This is a genomic window from Natrinema altunense (genome assembly GCF_000731985.1).
Classification (GTDB): Archaea; Halobacteriota; Halobacteria; order Halobacteriales; family Natrialbaceae; genus Natrinema; species Natrinema altunense.
On the sequence record NZ_JNCS01000004.1, the window covers coordinates 352,562 to 371,227 of the forward strand.

The 18,666-nt window shown below is 63.0% G+C and carries 15 protein-coding genes; 6 read left to right on the forward strand and 9 right to left on the reverse strand.

Annotated elements, in window-relative coordinates; translation table 11 throughout:
• Nucleotides 1–20 precede the first annotated feature (20 nt).
• Nucleotides 21–521, forward strand: a complete 501-nt coding sequence (locus ALTAJ2_RS10685) for a TspO/MBR family protein (RefSeq protein WP_007110094.1) — start codon at nucleotides 21–23, stop codon at nucleotides 519–521.
• A 45-nt stretch (nucleotides 522–566) separates the two neighbouring features.
• Here the strand turns inward: ALTAJ2_RS10685 and ALTAJ2_RS10690 are convergent, their stop codons facing one another.
• The 3 genes from ALTAJ2_RS10690 to ALTAJ2_RS10700 form a co-directional block, all read right to left on the reverse strand.
• Nucleotides 567–1,157 carry a diacylglycerol/polyprenol kinase family protein gene (locus tag ALTAJ2_RS10690; RefSeq protein ID WP_007110095.1) on the reverse strand — a complete coding sequence of 197 codons (591 nt, stop codon included), beginning with the start codon at nucleotides 1,155–1,157 and terminating at the stop codon, nucleotides 567–569.
• 193 nt (nucleotides 1,158–1,350) lie between these two features.
• On the reverse strand, nucleotides 1,351–3,135 hold the full coding sequence (gene glyS, locus ALTAJ2_RS10695) for a glycine--tRNA ligase (RefSeq protein WP_007110096.1): 1,785 nt from the start codon (nucleotides 3,133–3,135) through the stop codon (nucleotides 1,351–1,353).
• On the reverse strand, nucleotides 3,128–3,982 hold the full coding sequence (locus tag ALTAJ2_RS10700) for a CBS domain-containing protein (RefSeq protein WP_007110097.1): 855 nt from the start codon (nucleotides 3,980–3,982) through the stop codon (nucleotides 3,128–3,130). The genes glyS and ALTAJ2_RS10700 overlap by 8 nt, the downstream gene beginning before the upstream one ends.
• A gap of 132 nt (nucleotides 3,983–4,114) precedes the next feature.
• Here ALTAJ2_RS10700 and ALTAJ2_RS19705 point away from each other — a divergent pair, with 132 nt between their 5' ends.
• The 3 genes from ALTAJ2_RS19705 to ALTAJ2_RS10710 all read left to right on the forward strand — a co-directional run bounded on the left by ALTAJ2_RS19705 (nucleotide 4,115) and on the right by ALTAJ2_RS10710 (nucleotide 6,042).
• Nucleotides 4,115–4,276 (forward strand): DUF7556 family protein, encoded by a 162-nt coding sequence (locus ALTAJ2_RS19705; protein ID WP_168713804.1) that lies wholly within the window; start codon nucleotides 4,115–4,117, stop codon nucleotides 4,274–4,276.
• A 153-nt stretch (nucleotides 4,277–4,429) separates the two neighbouring features.
• On the forward strand, nucleotides 4,430–4,945 hold the full coding sequence (locus ALTAJ2_RS10705) for a hypothetical protein (RefSeq protein ID WP_007110099.1): 516 nt from the start codon (nucleotides 4,430–4,432) through the stop codon (nucleotides 4,943–4,945).
• 359 nt (nucleotides 4,946–5,304) lie between these two features.
• A complete protein-coding gene (locus ALTAJ2_RS10710) occupies nucleotides 5,305–6,042 on the forward strand; it encodes a hypothetical protein (protein ID WP_239647726.1) in 738 nt (245 codons plus the stop codon).
• Nucleotides 6,043–6,187: 145 nt separating this feature from the next.
• Here ALTAJ2_RS10710 and ALTAJ2_RS19710 read toward each other — a convergent pair whose 3' ends face one another.
• From ALTAJ2_RS19710 to ALTAJ2_RS10735, 6 genes are all read right to left on the reverse strand, one after another.
• Entirely contained in the window at nucleotides 6,188–6,343 is a 156-nt protein-coding gene (locus tag ALTAJ2_RS19710) for a hypothetical protein (RefSeq protein ID WP_007110101.1), read from the reverse strand.
• Between the two features lie 166 nt (nucleotides 6,344–6,509).
• A complete protein-coding gene (locus ALTAJ2_RS10715) occupies nucleotides 6,510–7,823 on the reverse strand; it encodes an ABC transporter ATP-binding protein (protein ID WP_007110102.1) in 1,314 nt (437 codons plus the stop codon).
• Nucleotides 7,824–7,833: 10 nt separating this feature from the next.
• Nucleotides 7,834–9,000, reverse strand: coding sequence for an ABC transporter ATP-binding protein (locus ALTAJ2_RS10720; RefSeq protein ID WP_007110103.1), 1,167 nt, complete (start codon nucleotides 8,998–9,000; stop codon nucleotides 7,834–7,836).
• Nucleotides 9,001–9,002: 2 nt separating this feature from the next.
• A complete protein-coding gene (locus ALTAJ2_RS10725) occupies nucleotides 9,003–10,034 on the reverse strand; it encodes an ABC transporter permease (RefSeq protein ID WP_007110104.1) in 1,032 nt (343 codons plus the stop codon).
• A 2-nt stretch (nucleotides 10,035–10,036) separates the two neighbouring features.
• Complete coding sequence (locus ALTAJ2_RS10730) at nucleotides 10,037–11,038, reverse strand: ABC transporter permease (protein ID WP_007110105.1); 1,002 nt, start codon at nucleotides 11,036–11,038, stop codon at nucleotides 10,037–10,039.
• Nucleotides 11,039–11,152: 114 nt separating this feature from the next.
• Nucleotides 11,153–12,736, reverse strand: a complete 1,584-nt coding sequence (locus ALTAJ2_RS10735; RefSeq protein WP_007110106.1) for an ABC transporter substrate-binding protein — start codon at nucleotides 12,734–12,736, stop codon at nucleotides 11,153–11,155.
• 255 nt (nucleotides 12,737–12,991) lie between these two features.
• Here ALTAJ2_RS10735 and ALTAJ2_RS10740 point away from each other — a divergent pair, with 255 nt between their 5' ends.
• Both ALTAJ2_RS10740 and polC read left to right on the forward strand, forming a co-directional pair.
• Nucleotides 12,992–13,411 carry a PPC domain-containing DNA-binding protein gene (locus ALTAJ2_RS10740; RefSeq protein ID WP_007110107.1) on the forward strand — a complete coding sequence of 140 codons (420 nt, stop codon included), beginning with the start codon at nucleotides 12,992–12,994 and terminating at the stop codon, nucleotides 13,409–13,411.
• Nucleotide 13,412: 1 nt separating this feature from the next.
• Nucleotides 13,413–18,554 (forward strand): DNA polymerase II large subunit, encoded by a 5,142-nt coding sequence (gene polC / locus ALTAJ2_RS10745; protein ID WP_007110108.1) that lies wholly within the window; start codon nucleotides 13,413–13,415, stop codon nucleotides 18,552–18,554.
• The last annotated feature ends 112 nt before the right edge of the window (nucleotides 18,555–18,666 follow it).

Here is an 18,666-nt window from a genome sequence, read left to right on the forward strand (position 1 = left end):
GCCGGTGACGTAGGACGCGTATGGCGTTCCGATCGATCACCCACCGCCTCCCGGACGGCGGCTCGATCCTCACCGCGATCGGCTTCGTCCTGCTGGTCACCATCGTCGGCGCGGCCCCCAGCGTGTTCTCCTCGCCCGACACGCCGTGGTTCCGCGCCCTCGAGAAACCGTGGTTCTACCCGCCGACGATCGCGTTCCCGGTCGTCTGGACGCTCCTCTTTATCCTCCTCGGCATCGCGTTGTGGCTCGTCTGGCGCAGCGACGCCGACGGGCGTCGCCTCGCGCTCGGTGCCTTCGTCCTCCAGATGCTGTTCAACGTCGCCTGGACGCCCACCTTCTTCGCGCTCGAGGCCCCGCTGGTCGCGCTGGGGATCGTCGTCGTCCTCTGGACGCTCGTCGCCGGGACGATCCTCGCCGTTCGGCGGGTCGATCGGCGCGCCGCGGCGTTGCTGATCCCGTATCTCGCGTGGGTGACGTTCGCAGCCGTCCTCAATTTCGAACTCTGGCGGTTGAACGCCTGATCCGATGTCACGGCCGAACGGTCGGTATGGCGGCCCGGCTCGGGGCTACATCGACACCGGCGTGAACTCGAGGACGAGATACGCTAGACAGGCGGCGTAGATCGGGATCGTCAGGTTGTCGTCGATGATGTAGGTCCGGATCTCGACCGTCACGCCGTCGGCGAGCGTCGCGCCCGCCGCGGCGAGCAGCGCTGCCGTGATCGGCAGAAACGGGAGCGCGATGATCGTCGAGACGAGGAACATCGTGCCCAACACCTTCGGTGATTTGACCCGCTGGAGGCTGTTGTCCGAGACGGCCCCGCTGATCGGGTCGCCGAGCGCGAGCATCAACATCGCGGGCAGCGCGATCGCCGGTTCGAAGACCACCACGACGGCGGCCATGCTAATCAGGTAGAGCGCGTACGCAGCGGGGTTGTCCTGTTCGTACTCGCGGGTGAGGACGTCATAGAGCCGCCAGTCGAGTCCGATCTGGAGTCGCAGGAACTCGAGGACGAGCGCGCCGGCCGCGAGGACGATCATGAGGATCCGAAACCGGGGCCACGTCAGCCCGACCTCGAGATAGGTGGCGAGCAGATAGAGGGCGACCAGCCCCGAACCGCTGGCGTGGACGAGTCGCCGCTTCAGTTCGTCGGCCATCATGTCCTGCCTTGGGAGAGGTGACCTTCAGTCCGTCGGTTAGTTCTCCCGAGTACTATATATTATTTAAAAGCGCGGCGGCGACCGACGCCCATTTTCACTGTGCGCCGTCTCGTGTCGTTCATCCGTAAAGTGGTGTCGAGATCGTCCGCAAACCCGTCGCAAAACGCACTCTCCGCGACGCGAATGCCGTCTACTCCTCGAGATCGTCGAACGCGAGATCGCCGGCGCGAATCGCCGACAGCGTCTCGGGCAGCTCGTCGATCGCGAGTCGCTTCTGGTCCGTCGAGTCGCGCTCGCGGACCGTGACGCCGCCCTCGTCCTGTTCGATACTCTCGTAATCCACCGTCACGCAAAACGGCGTGCCGACCTCGTCCTGGCGGCGGTAGCGCCGACCGATGTTCCCCGAGTCGTCGTACGTGACCGACAGGCCCGCTTCGCGGAGGTCCGCGGCGATGTCCCGTGCCGCGTCCTCGAGTTCGTCGTCGTTTTGCAGGGGGAAGACGCCCACGAACGTGGGTGCGACCTCAGGATCGAGCTCGAGGAACGTGCGTTCCTCGCCGGCGACCTCGTCCTCGCGGTAGGCGTGGTGGAGGACGGTGTAGACCAAACGGTCGACCCCGAAGGAGGGTTCGATCACGTGCGGGACGATGTGTTCGCCCGCTTCCGTTTGCTCCGCGACGGCGAAGCCGGTCTTCTCGACGGGGATCTCGTGGCTCTCGCCCTCGAGTTCGATCTCGACGGTGTCGCCGTCGAACGCCGATCGATCGCGGGCAGCGAGGTCCTCGAGCTCTCCCACCACTGCCTGTGCGTCGCCGCCGAACTCCGGCCCGAGGTAGCTCATGTCGGGATCGACCGTCGCGCGCTCGACGGTTTTGGGCTCGTCGTACTGCTTGAAGATCGTAAAGCGGTCGCCGGAGTGTTCGGCGTGTTTCGAGAGGTCGTAATCGCTCCGGTAGGCGAAGCCGGCCATCTCGATCCAGTTGCCGTCGATCTCGCTCTCCGCGTCCCAGCAGTCCGCCGCGTAGTGGGCGCGTTCGCCCGAGAGGTGCTGTCGGAACCGGAACCGGTCCATGTCGACGCCGACGGCGTCGTACCAGGGTTTCGCGACGCCGAGGAAGTACGCGACCCACGGACTGGCGATGGTTCCGTCGTCGACGGCCGCACCGATCGTTGTCCGGATCTCCTCGCCGTCCTCTTCGTTCTGCTCGCTGGCAGGGTAGAGCGTCACCTCGACGTCCTCGACGCTCTCGAGGTCCGGCTCGTCCTCCTCGGGGTCGATGAAGTACTCGAGTTCCGCCTGCGTGAACTCGCGGGTGCGGATAATCGAGCGCCGGGGGCTGATCTCGTTGCGGTAGGCGCGGCCGATCTGGGTCACGCCGAACGGCAGTTGGTTACGTGCGTACTCCTTCAGCCGCGGGAATTCGACGAAGATGCCCTGTGCGGTCTCGGGGCGCATGTAGCCGGGGTCGGAGTCGCCGGGACCGATGTTCGTCGCGAACATGAGGTTGAACGAGTCGACGGCCTGCCCCGCGAGTCCCGCACCGCAGGCGGGACAGACGAGTTCGTACTCGGCGATGACCTCCTCGACCTCGGGAATGGGCAGGCTCTCGGCGTCCTCGTAGTCGGTGTTGTCCTCGACGACGTGGTCCGCGCGGTGACTCTCGCCGCAGTCGGGACACTCGACGAGCATGTCGTCGAAGCCGTCGAGGTGGCCCGAGGCCTCGAAGACGGGTTCGGGCATGATCGTCGGCGCGTCGATCTCCATGTTGCCCTCCGCGACCGCGAAGCGATCGCGCCAGGCGTCCTCGACGTTACCTTTCAGCGCCGCGCCCTGGGGGCCGAAGGTGTAGAAGCCGCCGACGCCGCCGTACGCCCCCGAGGACTGGAAGAAGTAGCCCCGCCGCTTGGCCAGTTCGACCAGTTTCTCGCTCGTCGATTCACCCGCGCTCGCCGCCGCATGTTCGTGCTCACTCATAAAGCGCCTCCAGTAGATCGACGTCACAGACGACGCCGACGAGGTCCTCGCCCGTGACCATCGGAATCTGCTCGATGTCGTTGGTGATCATCCGCTGGGCGGCCTCCTGGATCGACATCTCGGCCGAGACCGTCACGACCTCGTCGGTCATGAACTCACGGACCGGCCCCGCCGGAAGCTCGATGTCCCGCGTGGGGAGATAGCGACTGCCGACCGCCTTGATTCCCTCCCAGGACCAGTCGTCGTCCTGATCGCCGAAGTTGTCGCCCGTCTCCTCCTCGCCCTCGACGATCCGGGCGACCTCGAGCACGTCGACCTCCGTGAGGACGCCGCTCATGCGACCGTCGTCGTCGAGCGCGACGGCGTAGGGGACGTTCGCGTAGGAGAGTTCCCGCTCGGCGACGGGCAGGGGCGTCCCCTCGTAGGTCGTGTTGACGTCCGCGCTCGCGTAGGCTCCGACGGTGCCCTCGGTCTCCTGATCGCCCGTCGCGATCGCGTGGATGACGTCCGTGACGGTGACGATCCCCTCGAACTCGCCGTCGACGACCGGAACGCGGCGCGCGTTCGCCTCGACCATCGTTCGCGCGACGTCCTCGAGGTTCGTCTCGGCGGTCGTCGTCGGGACGTCCTCTTCCATCAGCATCACGAGCTGGTCCTCGTCGGGCTGCTCGATGAGGCTCTCTCGGGAGATGAGACCACGATACTCCGGCCCGTTGTCGGTCGGTTTGACGACCGGGACGGACGAGAACGACTGTTCTTGCAGGTACTTGAGTACGTCCGAACGAGTACCCGGCAGGTCGGCAGTGACCACGTCCTCGCGGGGCGTCATCGCGTCGGCTACGTTCATATCCCCACGGTACGGCGAAAATGAGTATAAACCCAGTGTTTCACACCCGATATCAGTTCGGTTTCCGATCGGTCCGGCAGCCGGACAGTCCGATTCGATGAGTTTATATGTATCTGGTTGTCACTCTCTCACATGGCGACGAACCCCCACGCCATGGCGTCCGATAATACGATCGTCGGTTCGATCGACTCGACGGCTACGAGCGACGAGTACGTCATCGCGGACATCTCCGCGGACGGTGCCTGGCTGTCGATGCGGGCGGATGACGCACCGACGCTTTCGGCCTGGCGATAACTGGGGGTGGGAGGGGATCGGTTCGTGTCCCGTTTTCCGGTGCCGGCTGTGATCGCCGCTCGAACGGGCTGCCGGACTCACCGCGAGCCGGCCGGTCGCGGCGACGGGTCGGCGACCGCTACCGTTTAGTACGACGCGCCGGTCGCTGCATCTATGAAGCGCTCTCGGCCGCGACGGGAGGCGAGTCGGGACTCGAGCGACGAGTTCGAACTCGAGCACGACGGCTCGCGCTTTTCTTCCGTCACCGTCCTCGCGTCGTTGGTTCCCCGCGCGGTCGCCCGGCGCGCGATCACCGCGTCAGTTACGACCGACCGAGACGTCTACGAGCGCGACGAGCCCGTCGAGATCACCGTCACGTTCGAAAATCGGCTCCCGGTGCCCGTCGAACTCCCGACGCCCCGTCAACGGCGCTGGGGTTGGACCGTCGACGGGTACCTCGAGGCCAGCGACGAGCGTCGGTACACACCGGAACGGCCGGCAACCTTCGATTTTCGCGGCGGCGAGCGAAAACGAGTCTCGGTGACCTGGAACGGCCGCCTCGAGCGAACCGGCGGCGATCGCCACGAATCAGTCGTCCCCGACGCCGGCGAACACGAGATTCGGGCGTTCGTCGCGACCGACGAGGGGACGGCTCGGCCCGCGGACGCGACGACGATCCGACTCGAGTGACACTGGCGCTCTCCGATCGGTGGTACTGGCCGACCGCTCGCTCCGATCCACTACGACCGATCTATTTGTCTTCCCCCATAGGATCTGTGACCTACAGTAGCAACTGCAACGATTGACACACTGGTCGCAACGCTGTTGTACGATCAGGTGTGCAATGACGTTCAGTTGCAATTATCGTATTCTTACAACGTTCTCGACTACCGGCCCTCGTTCGGACCGAAGCGGTTCGGACTCAGTGGCCTGTCAGCCGTTCGTATTGGCACCGATTCGCGATCTGACCTCTACTGTGTTTGAACTGTTTTCCACTCTGGAACATGTCTTTCCCCACTCCGATAATCGATCTAGTCGACGTGACCGAAATGTGGGTCTGGAACGACTCTCTACCCATAACACACACCCACCATCAACATAAAATTTTATGGCCAATATTTATATTAGTATCTGTGGGTGGAGTAGATGCAGTAATGAAATACAATCGACGATCAATATTGAAGAAAGGCGCTGGGGTCGCAGTCGGTACCGTAGCAACGGTCGGACTGGCCAATACCGGTACAGCAGCGAACGGGTGCGATCCGTGGTTTACTGCGGACGAACTCGATCTCTATACGTCCGCGGAACCGATCGACGTGAGATACGAACTCGACGCCTCGTATGTGTACCCGTGTGGGAGCTACGACTCATCGAGAGACAGTTCCGAGGGGTATTTCGAGACGACGGTGTTTCCCGACGAACGACAGGGGTGGCTGCTCAATCCCAACGGTCGCACTGATCGGACGCTCACCCTCGATTCGCAGGGTTCGACCGACTTCGCGCTCAACGTCGTCGATTACGCCGAATACGATCTGGACGAGTACAAGGGCGCGACGGAGTTCGAAATCGAAGTCACGGAGGGGTCGTCGGTGACGGTCCATCACACCACGTCGAACTGCAACGGCGGCACGACGAACACTCAGACTGTTGATACCGGTGAGACGAGAACTCTCTGCGTGGACGCAAAACCGACCTCGGTGCAGTTCCAGGACCTCTCCTCGAGCAATACCGTCATCTACCGGGACTTATCCGAACCCTGTTCACTTGTCACACTTCCCTGCGAGTGACGCGATTAGCTCCTCGCTTTTAGCGTGGTCAGCCGTGACGACTCAAAATTCATCGGGTTCCGTGGCCCTCTGCCGTCCATAATCCGTCGTACCGGTCAGATCTCGAGCGATCAGGGTTCGATTCCGTGGCGGGTCGACTGTCCGGCTATCCGGTCAGGAACCCGCCCGGCGAAACGCGCGTCTCGGGTTGGCCGTCGTCGCTCGTCTGGACGCCCGAAAACGAGGGCGAGTGTTCGATCGTTCGCTGTACCTTCGCACCGGTTTTCGTGTGCGCTGCCAGGATGGCGAGTATCTTACTCATGTATGAGTAAATAGTTCCGGCAGCGGCTTAAGGGTTTTTGCGATGATTGACCGTGTTGAGCCATCGCTGACCGGAGTATCAGTGAACAGTTCGCACGGCCGGTCGCGTTTCCCAGTCGGTGCTCGACGGCACAGTCGGCGACCGGTGTAGGCCCGGTCCGGAACCGTCACCGGTGCAGGTGACAGGCCGCGAAGTGGTCACCGTCGCCGTGTTCTGACTCGAGGTCGTACGCCGGTCGCTCGTGTGCACAGACGCTCTGCTCGGCGAAGGACTCGAGCAACAGGTCGGTTGCGGCCGCCCACCGATCGGATTCGTCGTCACCGTCCCCACCGCCGCCGTCGCTGGCGATGAGATCGATCGCCTCGTCGACGATCGACCCCGCCTCGCCGCCGGGCCGGTCGCCGTCGAAGAACTCGGCCTCGATCCGGGCGGCCGGCATCGGTTCGAACGAGCGTCGCTTGACCGCCCGCATGAACGCTCGCGTCTGTGCCCACTTCTCGTCGGACCAGTCGTACGCGTCGGGTGCGATCAGGCGCGGACACCGCGTTCGGAACCGACACCCCGACGGCGGATCGACCGGGCTCGGCACCTCTCCCTCGAGTATGCCCCGGACACCGTTCTCCCGTGGGTCGGGGACGGGAATCGAATCGAGCAAGGCACGCGTGTAGGGATGCTGGGGGTTCTCGAACAGTTCCTCTTTCTCGGCGAGTTCGACGATGTGTCCGAGGTACATCACCGCCACGCGGTCGCTGATATGCCGAATGACCGAGAGGTCGTGGGCGATAAAGAGGTACGTGAGCCCGAACTCCTCCTGGAGCGATTCCATGGTGTTCAGCACTTGCGCCTGGATCGAGACGTCCAGTGCGGAGACCGGCTCGTCACAGACGACGAAATCGGGGTCGACCGACAGCGCCCGTGCGAGGTTGATCCGCTGTCGCTGGCCGCCGGAGAACGCGTGTGGATGCCGGTTGTAGTGGCGCGGATCGAGGCCGACCTTCTCGAGGAGTTCTTTCGCCCGCGCCCGCCGACCTTCGTCGTCGAGCATATCGTGGGCCCGCATCGGCTCCTCGATGATCTGGCCGACCTTCATCCGGGGGTCCAGCGAGGACTGTGGGTCCTGGAAGATCATCTGCATGTCCGAGCGCATCCGGCGGAGTTCCTCCCCGCCGAGGTCGGCGAGGTTCTCCCCTTTGAAGTAGATGTCCCCGTCGGTCGGCTCGAGCAACCGCAGGATCGTCCGCCCGAGCGTACTCTTGCCACAGCCGGACTCGCCGACGAGCCCGAGCGTCTCGCCGGGCTGGATCTCGAGGGAGACGTCGTCGACCGCCTTCACCGTCTCCCGGTTGATGTTGACCGGGGGGAACTGATTTGGCTCGAACTCCAATCCGGCCAACAGTCCCGACTCCTGCCCGAAGTACTTCGTCACGCCGTCGAGCTCGAGCAGCGCGTCGTCGCTGTCGTAGCCGCTGTCCTCGTCCATTCGAATGCCGCTACTCACGGGTCTCACCCCCGCTGTCGTCGCCGGCCGGATTTGCCGTGAGCTCCGACTCCGACTCTTCGACCGCCGCCGATCCCGTGTCGACCGCAGTTCCCTCGAGCGGCGGGCTCTGGTCGTAGCCCGCGTCGAACGCGTCGTGTTTCACACAGGCCGCTTCATGTGGCTCCCCGTCGGCGTCGGCGACCACCTTCGCGTCTGGATGGGCGCGTTTACACACCTCCCGTGCGTCCGGACAGCGCGGATGGAACCGACAGCCCGACGGCGGGCTGATCGCTTCGGGCATCACACCCTCGATCGCCTCGAGTTCCGTGACGGTCCGGTCGGGACGGGGAATCGAGTTCAACAGGGCGTTCGTGTAGGGATGTTTGGTGTCGTAGAACAGGTCGTCGACCGGCGCTTTCTCGACGATCTCGCCGAGGTACATGACGTTCACCCGGTCGCAGATCTCCGCGACGACGCCCAGATCGTGGGTGACCCAGATGAAACTCGTCCCGTACTTCTCTTGGAGGTCGTCGACGAGGTCGAGGATCTGTCCCTCGACGGTGACATCTAAGGCCGTCGTCGGCTCGTCGGCGATGATGAGGCTGGGCTCACAGGCCAGCGCCATCGCGATGAGGACGCGCTGGCGCATCCCCCCGGAGAACTGGTGGGGGTACTCATCGTAGCGCTCTTCGGGGTCCGGGATGCCCACTTCGCGGAGCATGTCGATCGCTTCCGCTCGCGCCTCGTCCTCCGGCAGCCCGCGGTTGAGTTCGATGAACTCCCGCAGTTGGCCGCCGACGGTGAAGACGGGATTGAGCGACTCCATCGGGTCCTGGAAGATCACCGCGATCTCGTTGCCCCGGATTCGGGTGCGAATCTCCTCGCTCGAGAGCATGTCGTCGCGCTCCCGGAGTTCGCCGTCCGGCCCCTCCTCGAGGCCGAAGAGCGTCTCGCCCTTGTACGTGATCTCGCCACCGACGATTTCGCCGGGACTCTCGACGAGTCCCATGATGCTCATCGAGGCGACCGATTTCCCGGCGCCGCTCTCGCCGACGAGGCCGACGATCTCGCCCTCGCGGACCTCGAACGAGATGCCGTCGACTGCGCGTACTGTACCTTCCTCGGTGAAGAACTGCGTCTTGAGGTTCTCGACGCGAAGTAGTGGTTCGGAGCTCATAGTTAGTCGTCAATCTGCGGGTCGAGGGCGTCCTGCAGGCCGTCGCCGAACAGGTTGAAGCCCATGATGGTGATCATGATCGCGATACCTGGCCAGATCGAGAGCCAGATATTCGAATGCATGTAGTTGCGATGCGCGATGTTGAGCATCTGTCCCCAGTCCGGGGTCGGTGGCTGTGCACCGTACCCGAGGAAGGAGAGTCCAGCGACGATGAGGATGGTGACGCCGATCTGGAGCGTCGCGTACACGAGCATCGGGGCGAAGCTGTTGGGGACGACGTGTCGCATGATGATGTTGCGGTCTCTCACCCCGGCCGCCTGCGCGGCTTCGATGTAGTCCATTTCGCGGACGCTCAGGACCTGACTCCGGATGATGCGGGCGAAGATCGGAATAAAGGCGATCCCGACGCCGAGTACCGCATACCAGATGCTGGCCCCGCCGATGAAGACGGTAAAGACGATGATGAGGATCAGCGGCGGGATGGCGTACACCGTCTCGACGATCCGCATCAGGATGTCGTCGACTTTGCCGCCGTAGTAGCCCGCGACGGCACCGATGATCGTTCCACCGCTGAGGCCGATAAACGTCGAGATGAGCCCGACGAACACCGATACCTGCGTGCCGTAGACGATTCTGGTAAAGTAGTCCCGGCCGGTGTGGTCGGTCCCCAGCGGGTGCTCGAGCGTGCCGCCCGCCGGCAGCGGGTTCCACGACTGCTCCGCCAGCGGGAAGTACGGCGGCATGTGCTGGGTACCTTCACCCGGCGGCGGAATGTGCGTGGGGTGATCGAAGAACGGCAGCAGTTGTGCGAACGTGTAATCGGACACCTGTCCGAACGTGAGCCGTGACAGGTTGCTGTCGATCAGGGTGTACATCGCGACGAACAACGTGAACGACACGATGTACAACCCCAACCGGGCCGTCGTGTCCTGTTTGATCCGTGCAACGGTGTACCGCCACCCGACCCGTGCCTCGACTTCGTCTTCGGCTCCCGATTCCGTCTCGCCGTCGAGTTGTGATTCACCGACTGCCATAGTTATTCACTCTCACCGTAGGTGACCCGTGGATCGATGTACGCATACGAGATGTCGGTAACGATGACGCCGAGCACGAACAACACGCCGAGCATCATCGTCACCCCCATCATGAGTTGATAGTCGTTTTGCTGGATCGCGTCGACGAATAGCTGTCCCATGCCGTTGATGTTGAACACCGTCTCGACGATGACGGCACCACCGATCGCCGTCGATAGGTTGGCTCCGACGATGGTAACGATCGGTAACTGGGCGACCTGAAACGCGTGCTTTCGCAGGATCGTCCGCTCGGGAACGCCGTACGCGCGGGCGAGTTTGACGTACTCGCCTTGCAACGATTCGATCATCTGGGTCCGTTCGACGCGCATGATCGTCGCCATCTGCAGCGTCCCCAGTGCGATCATCGGCAACAGCAAGTGTCTGAGCGACTGATAGTACAACTCGAGGTGGCCGTCTATCGACCGATAAGTACTGGGGGGCCGCCACGGATAGACGAGCCCGCTCGAGGGAAGCCACTCGAGTTTGACGGCAAAGATCAATATCAGCACGATCCCGATCCAGAACGATGGGGTGCTGACGCCGATGAGCGCGGCAACCCGGGACGCGTGATCGCTCGGTTCGTTTCGCTTGTCGGCGGCGACGACTCCGAGCGGGATCGCCGTGACGAGGGCGAACGCGTACGCCGACAGGACCAATAGAAGCGTCGGGCCGACCCGTTCCAGTATCAGATCGGCTACCGGCCGTCGATAGTGGATGCTCTGCCCGAGGTCTCCCTCTAGCAGGCCGCCCATGTACGTGAGGTACCGCTCGTGGAGCGGCTTGTTGAGTCCGTATCGTTGTTCGATCGCCCGTACCAACTCCTCGTTTTGTTCCTGCCCTTGCAGCATGAGACTGACCGGGTCGCCCGGTCCCAGGTTCGCAAGCAGAAACGTGATGACGGAGATCCCGATGAGGACGGGGATCGACTGCAAGAGCCTGTATGTCGCGTATTTGAGTAGTTTCATGAATCCGTGGATCTGTCCGTTGATTCGTCGCAGTCATCTTCGTTTGCGGTCGTTCAACCCGCTATGCTCAGGAAATCGTCGACACTCCCGGCAAACCTCGCCCGGCCACATCCATCATTCTATTGAGACGTTGGCGTAATCGGAGACGAAGACCGGGTTCGTCGCGGAGTCCGGGTGGGCCTGGAGGTCGTTCACGTAGTCGCGTGACGCCATCGTATTGTCCAGCGTGAATGCCGGCAGGACCGGAAGCTGCTCGACGATCTCCCGAATAATGGGGTCGTAGATCTCGTAGCGCTCATCTCGGTCGGCCATGTTCCGCGCCCGAAGAAGGTCGTCGTGGAAGGAATCGCTCCCTTCGTAGTAGTGGCCCTGGTTGCCGGTTGCACCGGTCTGGCTCTCGTGGAACAATGCATAGAGGTAGTCGTCCGGGTCGCCACCGCCGGACCAGCCCAGCAGGTACATCTGGTAATCGTCGGCGTTACCCGTGTGGTACTTGTCGAGCAGCGCCGCGAAGTTGAGTTGTTGGACGTCGGCACCGTAGCCGATCGAGTCCAGTCGGGTGGCGATTCGTTCCGCGAGCTGTGCCCGAAGTCCCGACGGCGTGAGGATCGTCGGCTCGAAGTCGTCCGGTGCGTGTTCGTCGAGCAACGACTTCGCTTGGTCGGGGTCGTACTCCGGCAGCATGTCCCGGTACTCCTCTTCCGGGAACTCCCAGACGTCGTTGACGACCGGCGGAATCGGGCTGTACATTGGCGTAGTCACGTTCCCGGCGTTGCTCTCGATGAAGCTCTGCATCGAGAACGAGTGGGCGATCGCCCGTCGTACCTCGGGATTGGTCGTCGGCCCTTCGTTACAGTTGAACGCCATGTACATGTACGTCGAACTCTTCGAGGAGTGGAGGTTAATGCCGTCTTCGTTCTTGAGAACGTCCCAGTCCTTGTTGGGTACCTCCGAGATCACATCGGTGTCTCCGGACCGGATGCTGGAGACGCGACCTGCGTTGTCATCGTGGGCTTCGAAGCGGACTCGCTCGACGTTCGGTTCCAGATCGCCCCAGTAGTCGTCCCACTTCTCGACCTCGACGTAGGTGTCCCCGAGTTCGGAGAACTTGAACGGCCCCGCACCGATCGGGTCCCTGTTGAACTTGTCGCGATCATCGGTCCGGACGTCCTTGGGGACCACCAGAACGCCCATCGTCGTGAGTTCGAACGGGCCGTACGGATCGTCACCGAGGTCGACCTGTAGCTGGGTGTCGTCGATGACCTCGGTGCTCTCGATCATGTTGTATTCGGCGGCGTTCTCCGTTGTCTCTTCGACCGGTGCGGTAAACGAGTGGGCCACGTCGGCGGCGGTCACGTCGTCACCGTTGTGGAACGTTGCGGCCTCCTTGATCTCGAAGATATACCGGGTCCCGTCGCGCTCGACCGTCGGTTCGCCCTTCGCGATTCTGGGCTGTAATTCGAGTCCCTCGCCGTACTCGTAGAGTCCGTCGAAGACCCGCTCGATCACCTGAAAGCTGTAGGTGTCGTTCGAGACGATCGGATCGTACTGATCCTCTCGAGACTGTTCCTGCGTGTAGTGGAACGCTTCACCGTCGCTACTGCTCCCACCGATACACCCTGCGATCGCTGCCGCGGAGACGGCAGTGCCCGAAGCGAGTAGTCGCCGTCGGGACAGTTCTGACGTGTGGTTTGACATACCAATGACAACTCCTATGAGATAGAATATATAATTTTTGGTGTTAACGCGATATATGCCGGAAAGTTCTATCCTGGAACGTAACTAGTTGTCGAGGCGTCATGCATGTTCGATGGTGATGGTCTCCCATATCTGTGTGGGAAGTGGTTCGTATTATTAATAGCCATCGATGTTTACTACTACCACAGTCACGTTCGTATCCCCCCATCCGAACAAACGATGAGCTTTTTCTATCGGCCGATCCAGTAGCTGGATATGAACTATCGAGCCGTCGAGACCACGGGTGAGTACGTCGCCCGCCTCGAGACGGGTGCCGACTGGCGGGCCCAGATCGAGTCGCTCGCCGACGCGGTCGAGGCCGACGCCGCCTGGTTTACAGCGCTCGGTGCGGTCCAGGACGCCGAACTGTGGTTCTACGATCAGGATGCCTGCGAGTACGAGCCGATCGCGTTCGACGACCCGCTCGAGGTCGCGAGTTGTACGGGGAACGTCTCGTGGTTCGACGACGAACGCTTTGCCCACACTCACGCAGTCCTCTCGGGGCCGGAAGGCGAGTCGGTCGCCGGCCACTTGAACGAGGCGACGGTCTGGGCTGGCGAGGTCCACATGCGCGTCTTCGAGGAGCCTCTCGAGCGCGAGTACGACGACTCCACCGAACTCGACCTCTGGCTCTAACATGCGCCCGGAAGACGAACGGTACTTCCGGCGGCTCGAGGACCAACTCGACGACGCCTTCGATGTCGCCGAACGGGCCAAAGAGCGGGGCGGCGATCCGAAACCGGAGGTCGAGATTCCGGTCGCCAAGGACATGGCCGACCGCGTCGAGAACATCCTCGGGATCGACGGCGTCGCCGAGCGGGTCCGCGAACTCGAGGGCCAGATGTCACGGGAAGAGGCGGCTCTCGAACTCGCCGCGGACTTCGCCGAGGGGCGCGTCGGTGACTACGAGACGAGAGCGGGCAAGGTCGAGGGTGCAGTTCGAACCGCGGTCGCCCTGCTGACGGAGGGCGTCGTCGCCGCCCCGATCGAGGGGATCGACAAGGTCGAAATCCTCGAGAACGACGACGGGACGGAGTTCGTCAACGTCTACTACGCCGGCCCGATCCGCTCCGCCGGGGGGACCGCACAGGCGCTGTCGGTGCTCGTGGCCGACTACACGCGCGCACTCGTCGGTATCGAGCAGTTCAACGCCCGCCAGGAGGAGGTCGAACGCTACGCCGAGGAGATCGCCCTCTACGACAAGGAGACGGGACTCCAGTACTGCCCGAAGGCAAAGGAGGCCAAATTCATCGCCAACCACCTCCCGATCATGTTAGACGGGGAGGCCACCGGAGACGAGGAGGTCTCGGGCTTCCGTGACTTAGAGCGGGTCGATACCAACAGCGCCCGCGGCGGGATGTGTCTCGTCCTCGGAGAGGGGATCGCGCTGAAGGCCCCGAAGATCCAGCGCTACACCCGGAACCTAGACGAGATCGACTGGCCGTGGCTGCAGGACCTCATCGACGGCAACTACTACGACGACGAGACTGAGGCCGCCGACGACGGGGACGATGCCGACGACACGGCGTCGGCCGACGCAGACGCGGACGCGGACGACGGTGCCGATGGTAACGACGGCGACGACACCGCCGACGACCCCGAGGGACCGCCCCGCGTCGACACCTCCGAGAAGTTCCTCCGGGACCTGATCGCCGGCCGGCCGGTGTTCTCCCACCCCTGTGCGGAGGGCGGGTTCCGGCTACGCTACGGTCGCGCACGCAACCACGGCTTCGCGACCGCCGGCGTCCACCCCGCCGCGATGCACCTGGTCGACGACTTCCTCGCGACGGGGACCCAGATCAAGACCGAACGACCCGGCAAGGCCGCCGGCGTCGTCCCCGTCGACTCCATCGAGGGGCCGACGGTCAAACTGGCCAACGGCGATGTCCGCCGGATCGACGACCCCGAGGACGCCCTCGAGATCAGAAACGGCGTCGAGAAGATCCTGGATCTCGGCGAGTATCTCGTCAACTACGGCGAGTTCGTCGAGAACAATCATCCCCTCGCGCCCGCCTCCTACACCTACGAGTGGTGGGTTCAGGACCTCGCCGCCGCGGGCGTCGATGTCCAGGCGCTCGAGGACGATCCCCGGGTCGACCTCGAGTTCCCCGACCCCGAGGAGGCCGTCGAGTGGGCTCTGGAGCACGATGCCCCTCTCCATCCCGAGTACACCTATCTCTGGCACGACATCGACGTCGACGCGCTCCGTGACCTCGCGGCGGCGGTCGCCGAGGGTCGGATCGAGAGGGACGGCGACGGTAGCGTCGACGGCAACGGGGACGACAGCGTCCTCGTCCTCGCGTCCGACGACGCCGTCGCCGACGCCCTCGAGACGATCGTCATCGAACACCGCCAGCGCCCCGATGACGACCGCATCGAGATCGACGACTGGCGGCCGTTCGTCCGTTCGGTCGGCTGCGAGCCCCGGCGCACTGCCGCCGACGGCGCTGCACTCGAGCGCGAGGAGCGGGCGACGACGATCGAACTCGAGCGTACGTGGTCGGACGACGACCTCTCCGAGCGTGCCCGAACCTGGGGCCACGTGACCGAGGGCGACAACGCCATCGAGGCGGTCAACGAGGTCGCGCCGTTCCGGGTTCGCGAGCGCGCGCCAACGCGGATCGGCAACCGAATGGGCCGACCGGAGAAATCCGAGAGCCGCGATCTGAGTCCGGCGGTCCACACGCTGTTCCCGATCGGCGAGGCCGGCGGCACGCAGCGCAACGTCGCCGACGCCGCCAAACACGCCGAGACGATGTCCGACACCCCCGGCGTCGTCGAACTCGAGGTCGGCCGCCAGCGCTGTGACTCCTGTGGGGCCGAGACGTTCAAGAACCGCTGTCCGGACTGCGACGACCGCACCACGCCGGACTATCGCTGTCCGGACTGCGACCAGTCCATAGAGCCCGACGAGGCCGGCCGCGTCGAGTGCGACCGCTGCGAGCGTGAGGGTACCTGCGTCGAGACCCGCGAAATCGACGTCAACGACGAGTTCCGCAGCGCCCTCGAGTCGGTCGGGGAACGCGAGAACGCCTTCGAGATCCTCAAAGGCGTCAAGGGACTCTCGTCGCAGATCAAGGTCCCCGAACCGATCGAAAAGGGGATTCTGCGAGCGAAACACGACGTCTCTTCGTTCAAGGACGGGACCGTCCGCTACGACATGACCGACCTCCCGGTCACGTCGGTTCGGGCCAGCGAACTCGACATCGACGTCGGCCAACTCCAGGCGCTCGGCTACGAGGAAGACATCCACGGCGAACCCCTGACTCACGAGGACCAGCTGGTCGAACTCAAAGTCCAGGACATCGTCCTTTCGGACGGCGCGGCCGAACACATGCTGCGGACCGCCGACTTCATCGACGACCTGCTCGAGCAGTACTACGGCCTCGAGTCGTTCTACGAGTTCGAGGACCGCCAGGATCTGGTCGGCGAACTCGTCTTCGGGATGGCACCGCACACCTCGGCGGCAACCGTCGGTCGAGTGATAGGGTTTACGAGCGCCGCCGTCGGATACGCTCATCCGTACTTTCACGCCGCGAAACGCCGGAACTGCTTCCATCCAGAGACGAAACTCTGGTCCCAGAACCACAACAGTGAATGGGGTTATGAATCGATCGAAACGATCGTCGAAGAGCGCTTGACTGATCCCGAAGAAGACGATTTCGGAACGCTCGTTCAGGACGTCGACGGACTCAGCGTCCCATCAGTCACTGCCGATGGAACGCCCGTCGAACGGCCTGTTGAAACCGTTTCGAAACATCCGGCCCCCGATCATCTCGTTCGGGTCGAAACACGGAGTGGTCGAACGATAACCGTAACTCAGGATCACACGTTCCGTCGATGGACGCCCGCAGGCCTGGAGTCCGTCGACGCTCGCGAACTCTCGGCTGGCGACGAACTCCCGAGTCCGAAATCGATCGACTTCGAGGGGACGACGAAATCGATCGATCTACTGAAAGCGTTTCTCGAGGCGGATGCCATTCCGAACGACTCGCTCGTTATCCGCGGGCTGGGCTCCGAACAAATCAAGGATTTACTCGACGACGCAACGCCGAATCAGGCGTATCTCAAACCGGTTGCGGAGCGACTGGGAGTTTCCCAGTCGACGGTCTACAACTGGGTCAGCCGAGACAGTGTTCCAGTCGGTCCGCTTCTCGCTTTCTTCGACGCTGCGGAACTGCGTGACCGCATTCCGGACGACGTTACCCTCGGGATGAAACGCGACACCGCAGCCATCGAACGACAGTTCGAGATCGACGATTCCGTCGCGACGCTGCTCGGATACTATGCTTCCGAAGGTTTCACTCGTCGTGAAGACGGATCGTTCTATCAGACGACGATCTGTACGCCCGACAGAGCGGCTCGAGATGACATCGTCGATGCGTTCACCGACGCGCTCTCGATCGACGCGTTCGAAGAGAACGAATGGAAGGTAACCGTCTCGAGCCGTCTCGTCTCGGCGCTGTTCGCCGACGTGCTCGACCTCGGTGCGACCGCGGAAACGAAACGGATTCCGGATTCCGTTCTCGATAGCTCTCGCTCCCAGCTGCGCGCATTCTTGGCCGCGTACTTCAGCGGAGACGGGAGTACGTCGAGCGAACGAATCGAGATTCGAGCACACACGATCAGTGACGAACTCGCCACCGACCTCGTTGCTGCGCTGAAACGTTTCGGTATCGCAGCGAAAACCTACCGCGAAACGCGGCGTCCGTCCACTGGAGCCGTCGCCGAGTTCTACAGTGATGACGAACCAGTCCCCGAATTCGAATCGTGGGTTCTCAAAATCACGTCCGAGAACGCTGCTCGATTCGCTGACCGTATCGGGTTCCATCTCGAACGGAAACAGGAGACGCTTACCAACGTCCTCGAGACGACCGAACTCCGCTCGCAGCGCCTTTTCGCTGACGGGGGCGATACGTGGCTCGACGAAGTCGTTTCCGTCGAGATCGTCGAGAGTGACGTCGAATACACCTACTGTCTCACCGTCGAGGAGACGAATACACTGGTTGCCAACGATCTGTACGTCGGTCAGTGCGACGGTGACGAGGACTGCGTAATGCTCCTTCTCGACGGATTACTTAATTTTAGTAAGACGTTCCTGCCCGACCAGCGCGGCGGGAAGATGGACGCCCCGCTGGTCATGTCCTCCCGGATCGATCCCTCCGAGATCGACGACGAGGCCCACAACATGGACGTCGTCACGCAGTACCCCCGCGACTTCTATCTCGCGACTCGTGAGCAGGCTGATCCCGAGGACGTCGACGTCGAAATCGCCGAGGAAAACCTCGGTACCGACCTGGAGTACACCGGCTTCGACCACACCCACGATACCACCAACATCGCGATGGGACCGGACCTCTCGGCGTACAAGACGCTGGGCTCGATGATGGACAAGATGGACGCCCAACTCGAACTGTCGCGCAAACTCGAGGCCGTCGACGAGACGGACGTGGCCGAGCGGGTCATCGAGTACCACTTCCTGCCGGACCTCATCGGGAACCTGCGGGCCTTCTCCCGACAGGAAACGCGCTGTCTCGACTGCGGTGAGAAGTTCCGGCGGATGCCCCTGACCGGCGACTGTCGGGAGTGTGGTGGCCGCGTCAACCTCACCGTCCACAAGGGTTCGGTCAACAAGTACATGCAGACCGCCATTCAGGTCGCCGACGAGTACGACTGCCGTGACTATACGAAACAACGCTTAGAGGTCTTGGAGCGCTCGCTCGAGAGCATCTTCGAAAACGACAAGAACAAGCAAAGCGGGATCGAGGACTTCATGTGAGCCTAAACTTTGCTCTGCGGGCCGCCTACGGCGGCCCTCGGCAAAATGTAGGATAAAAGCACTCCTCCTTCCGTTCGCTCGCGCTGCTCGCTCACATCAGTCGTCGGCCCGC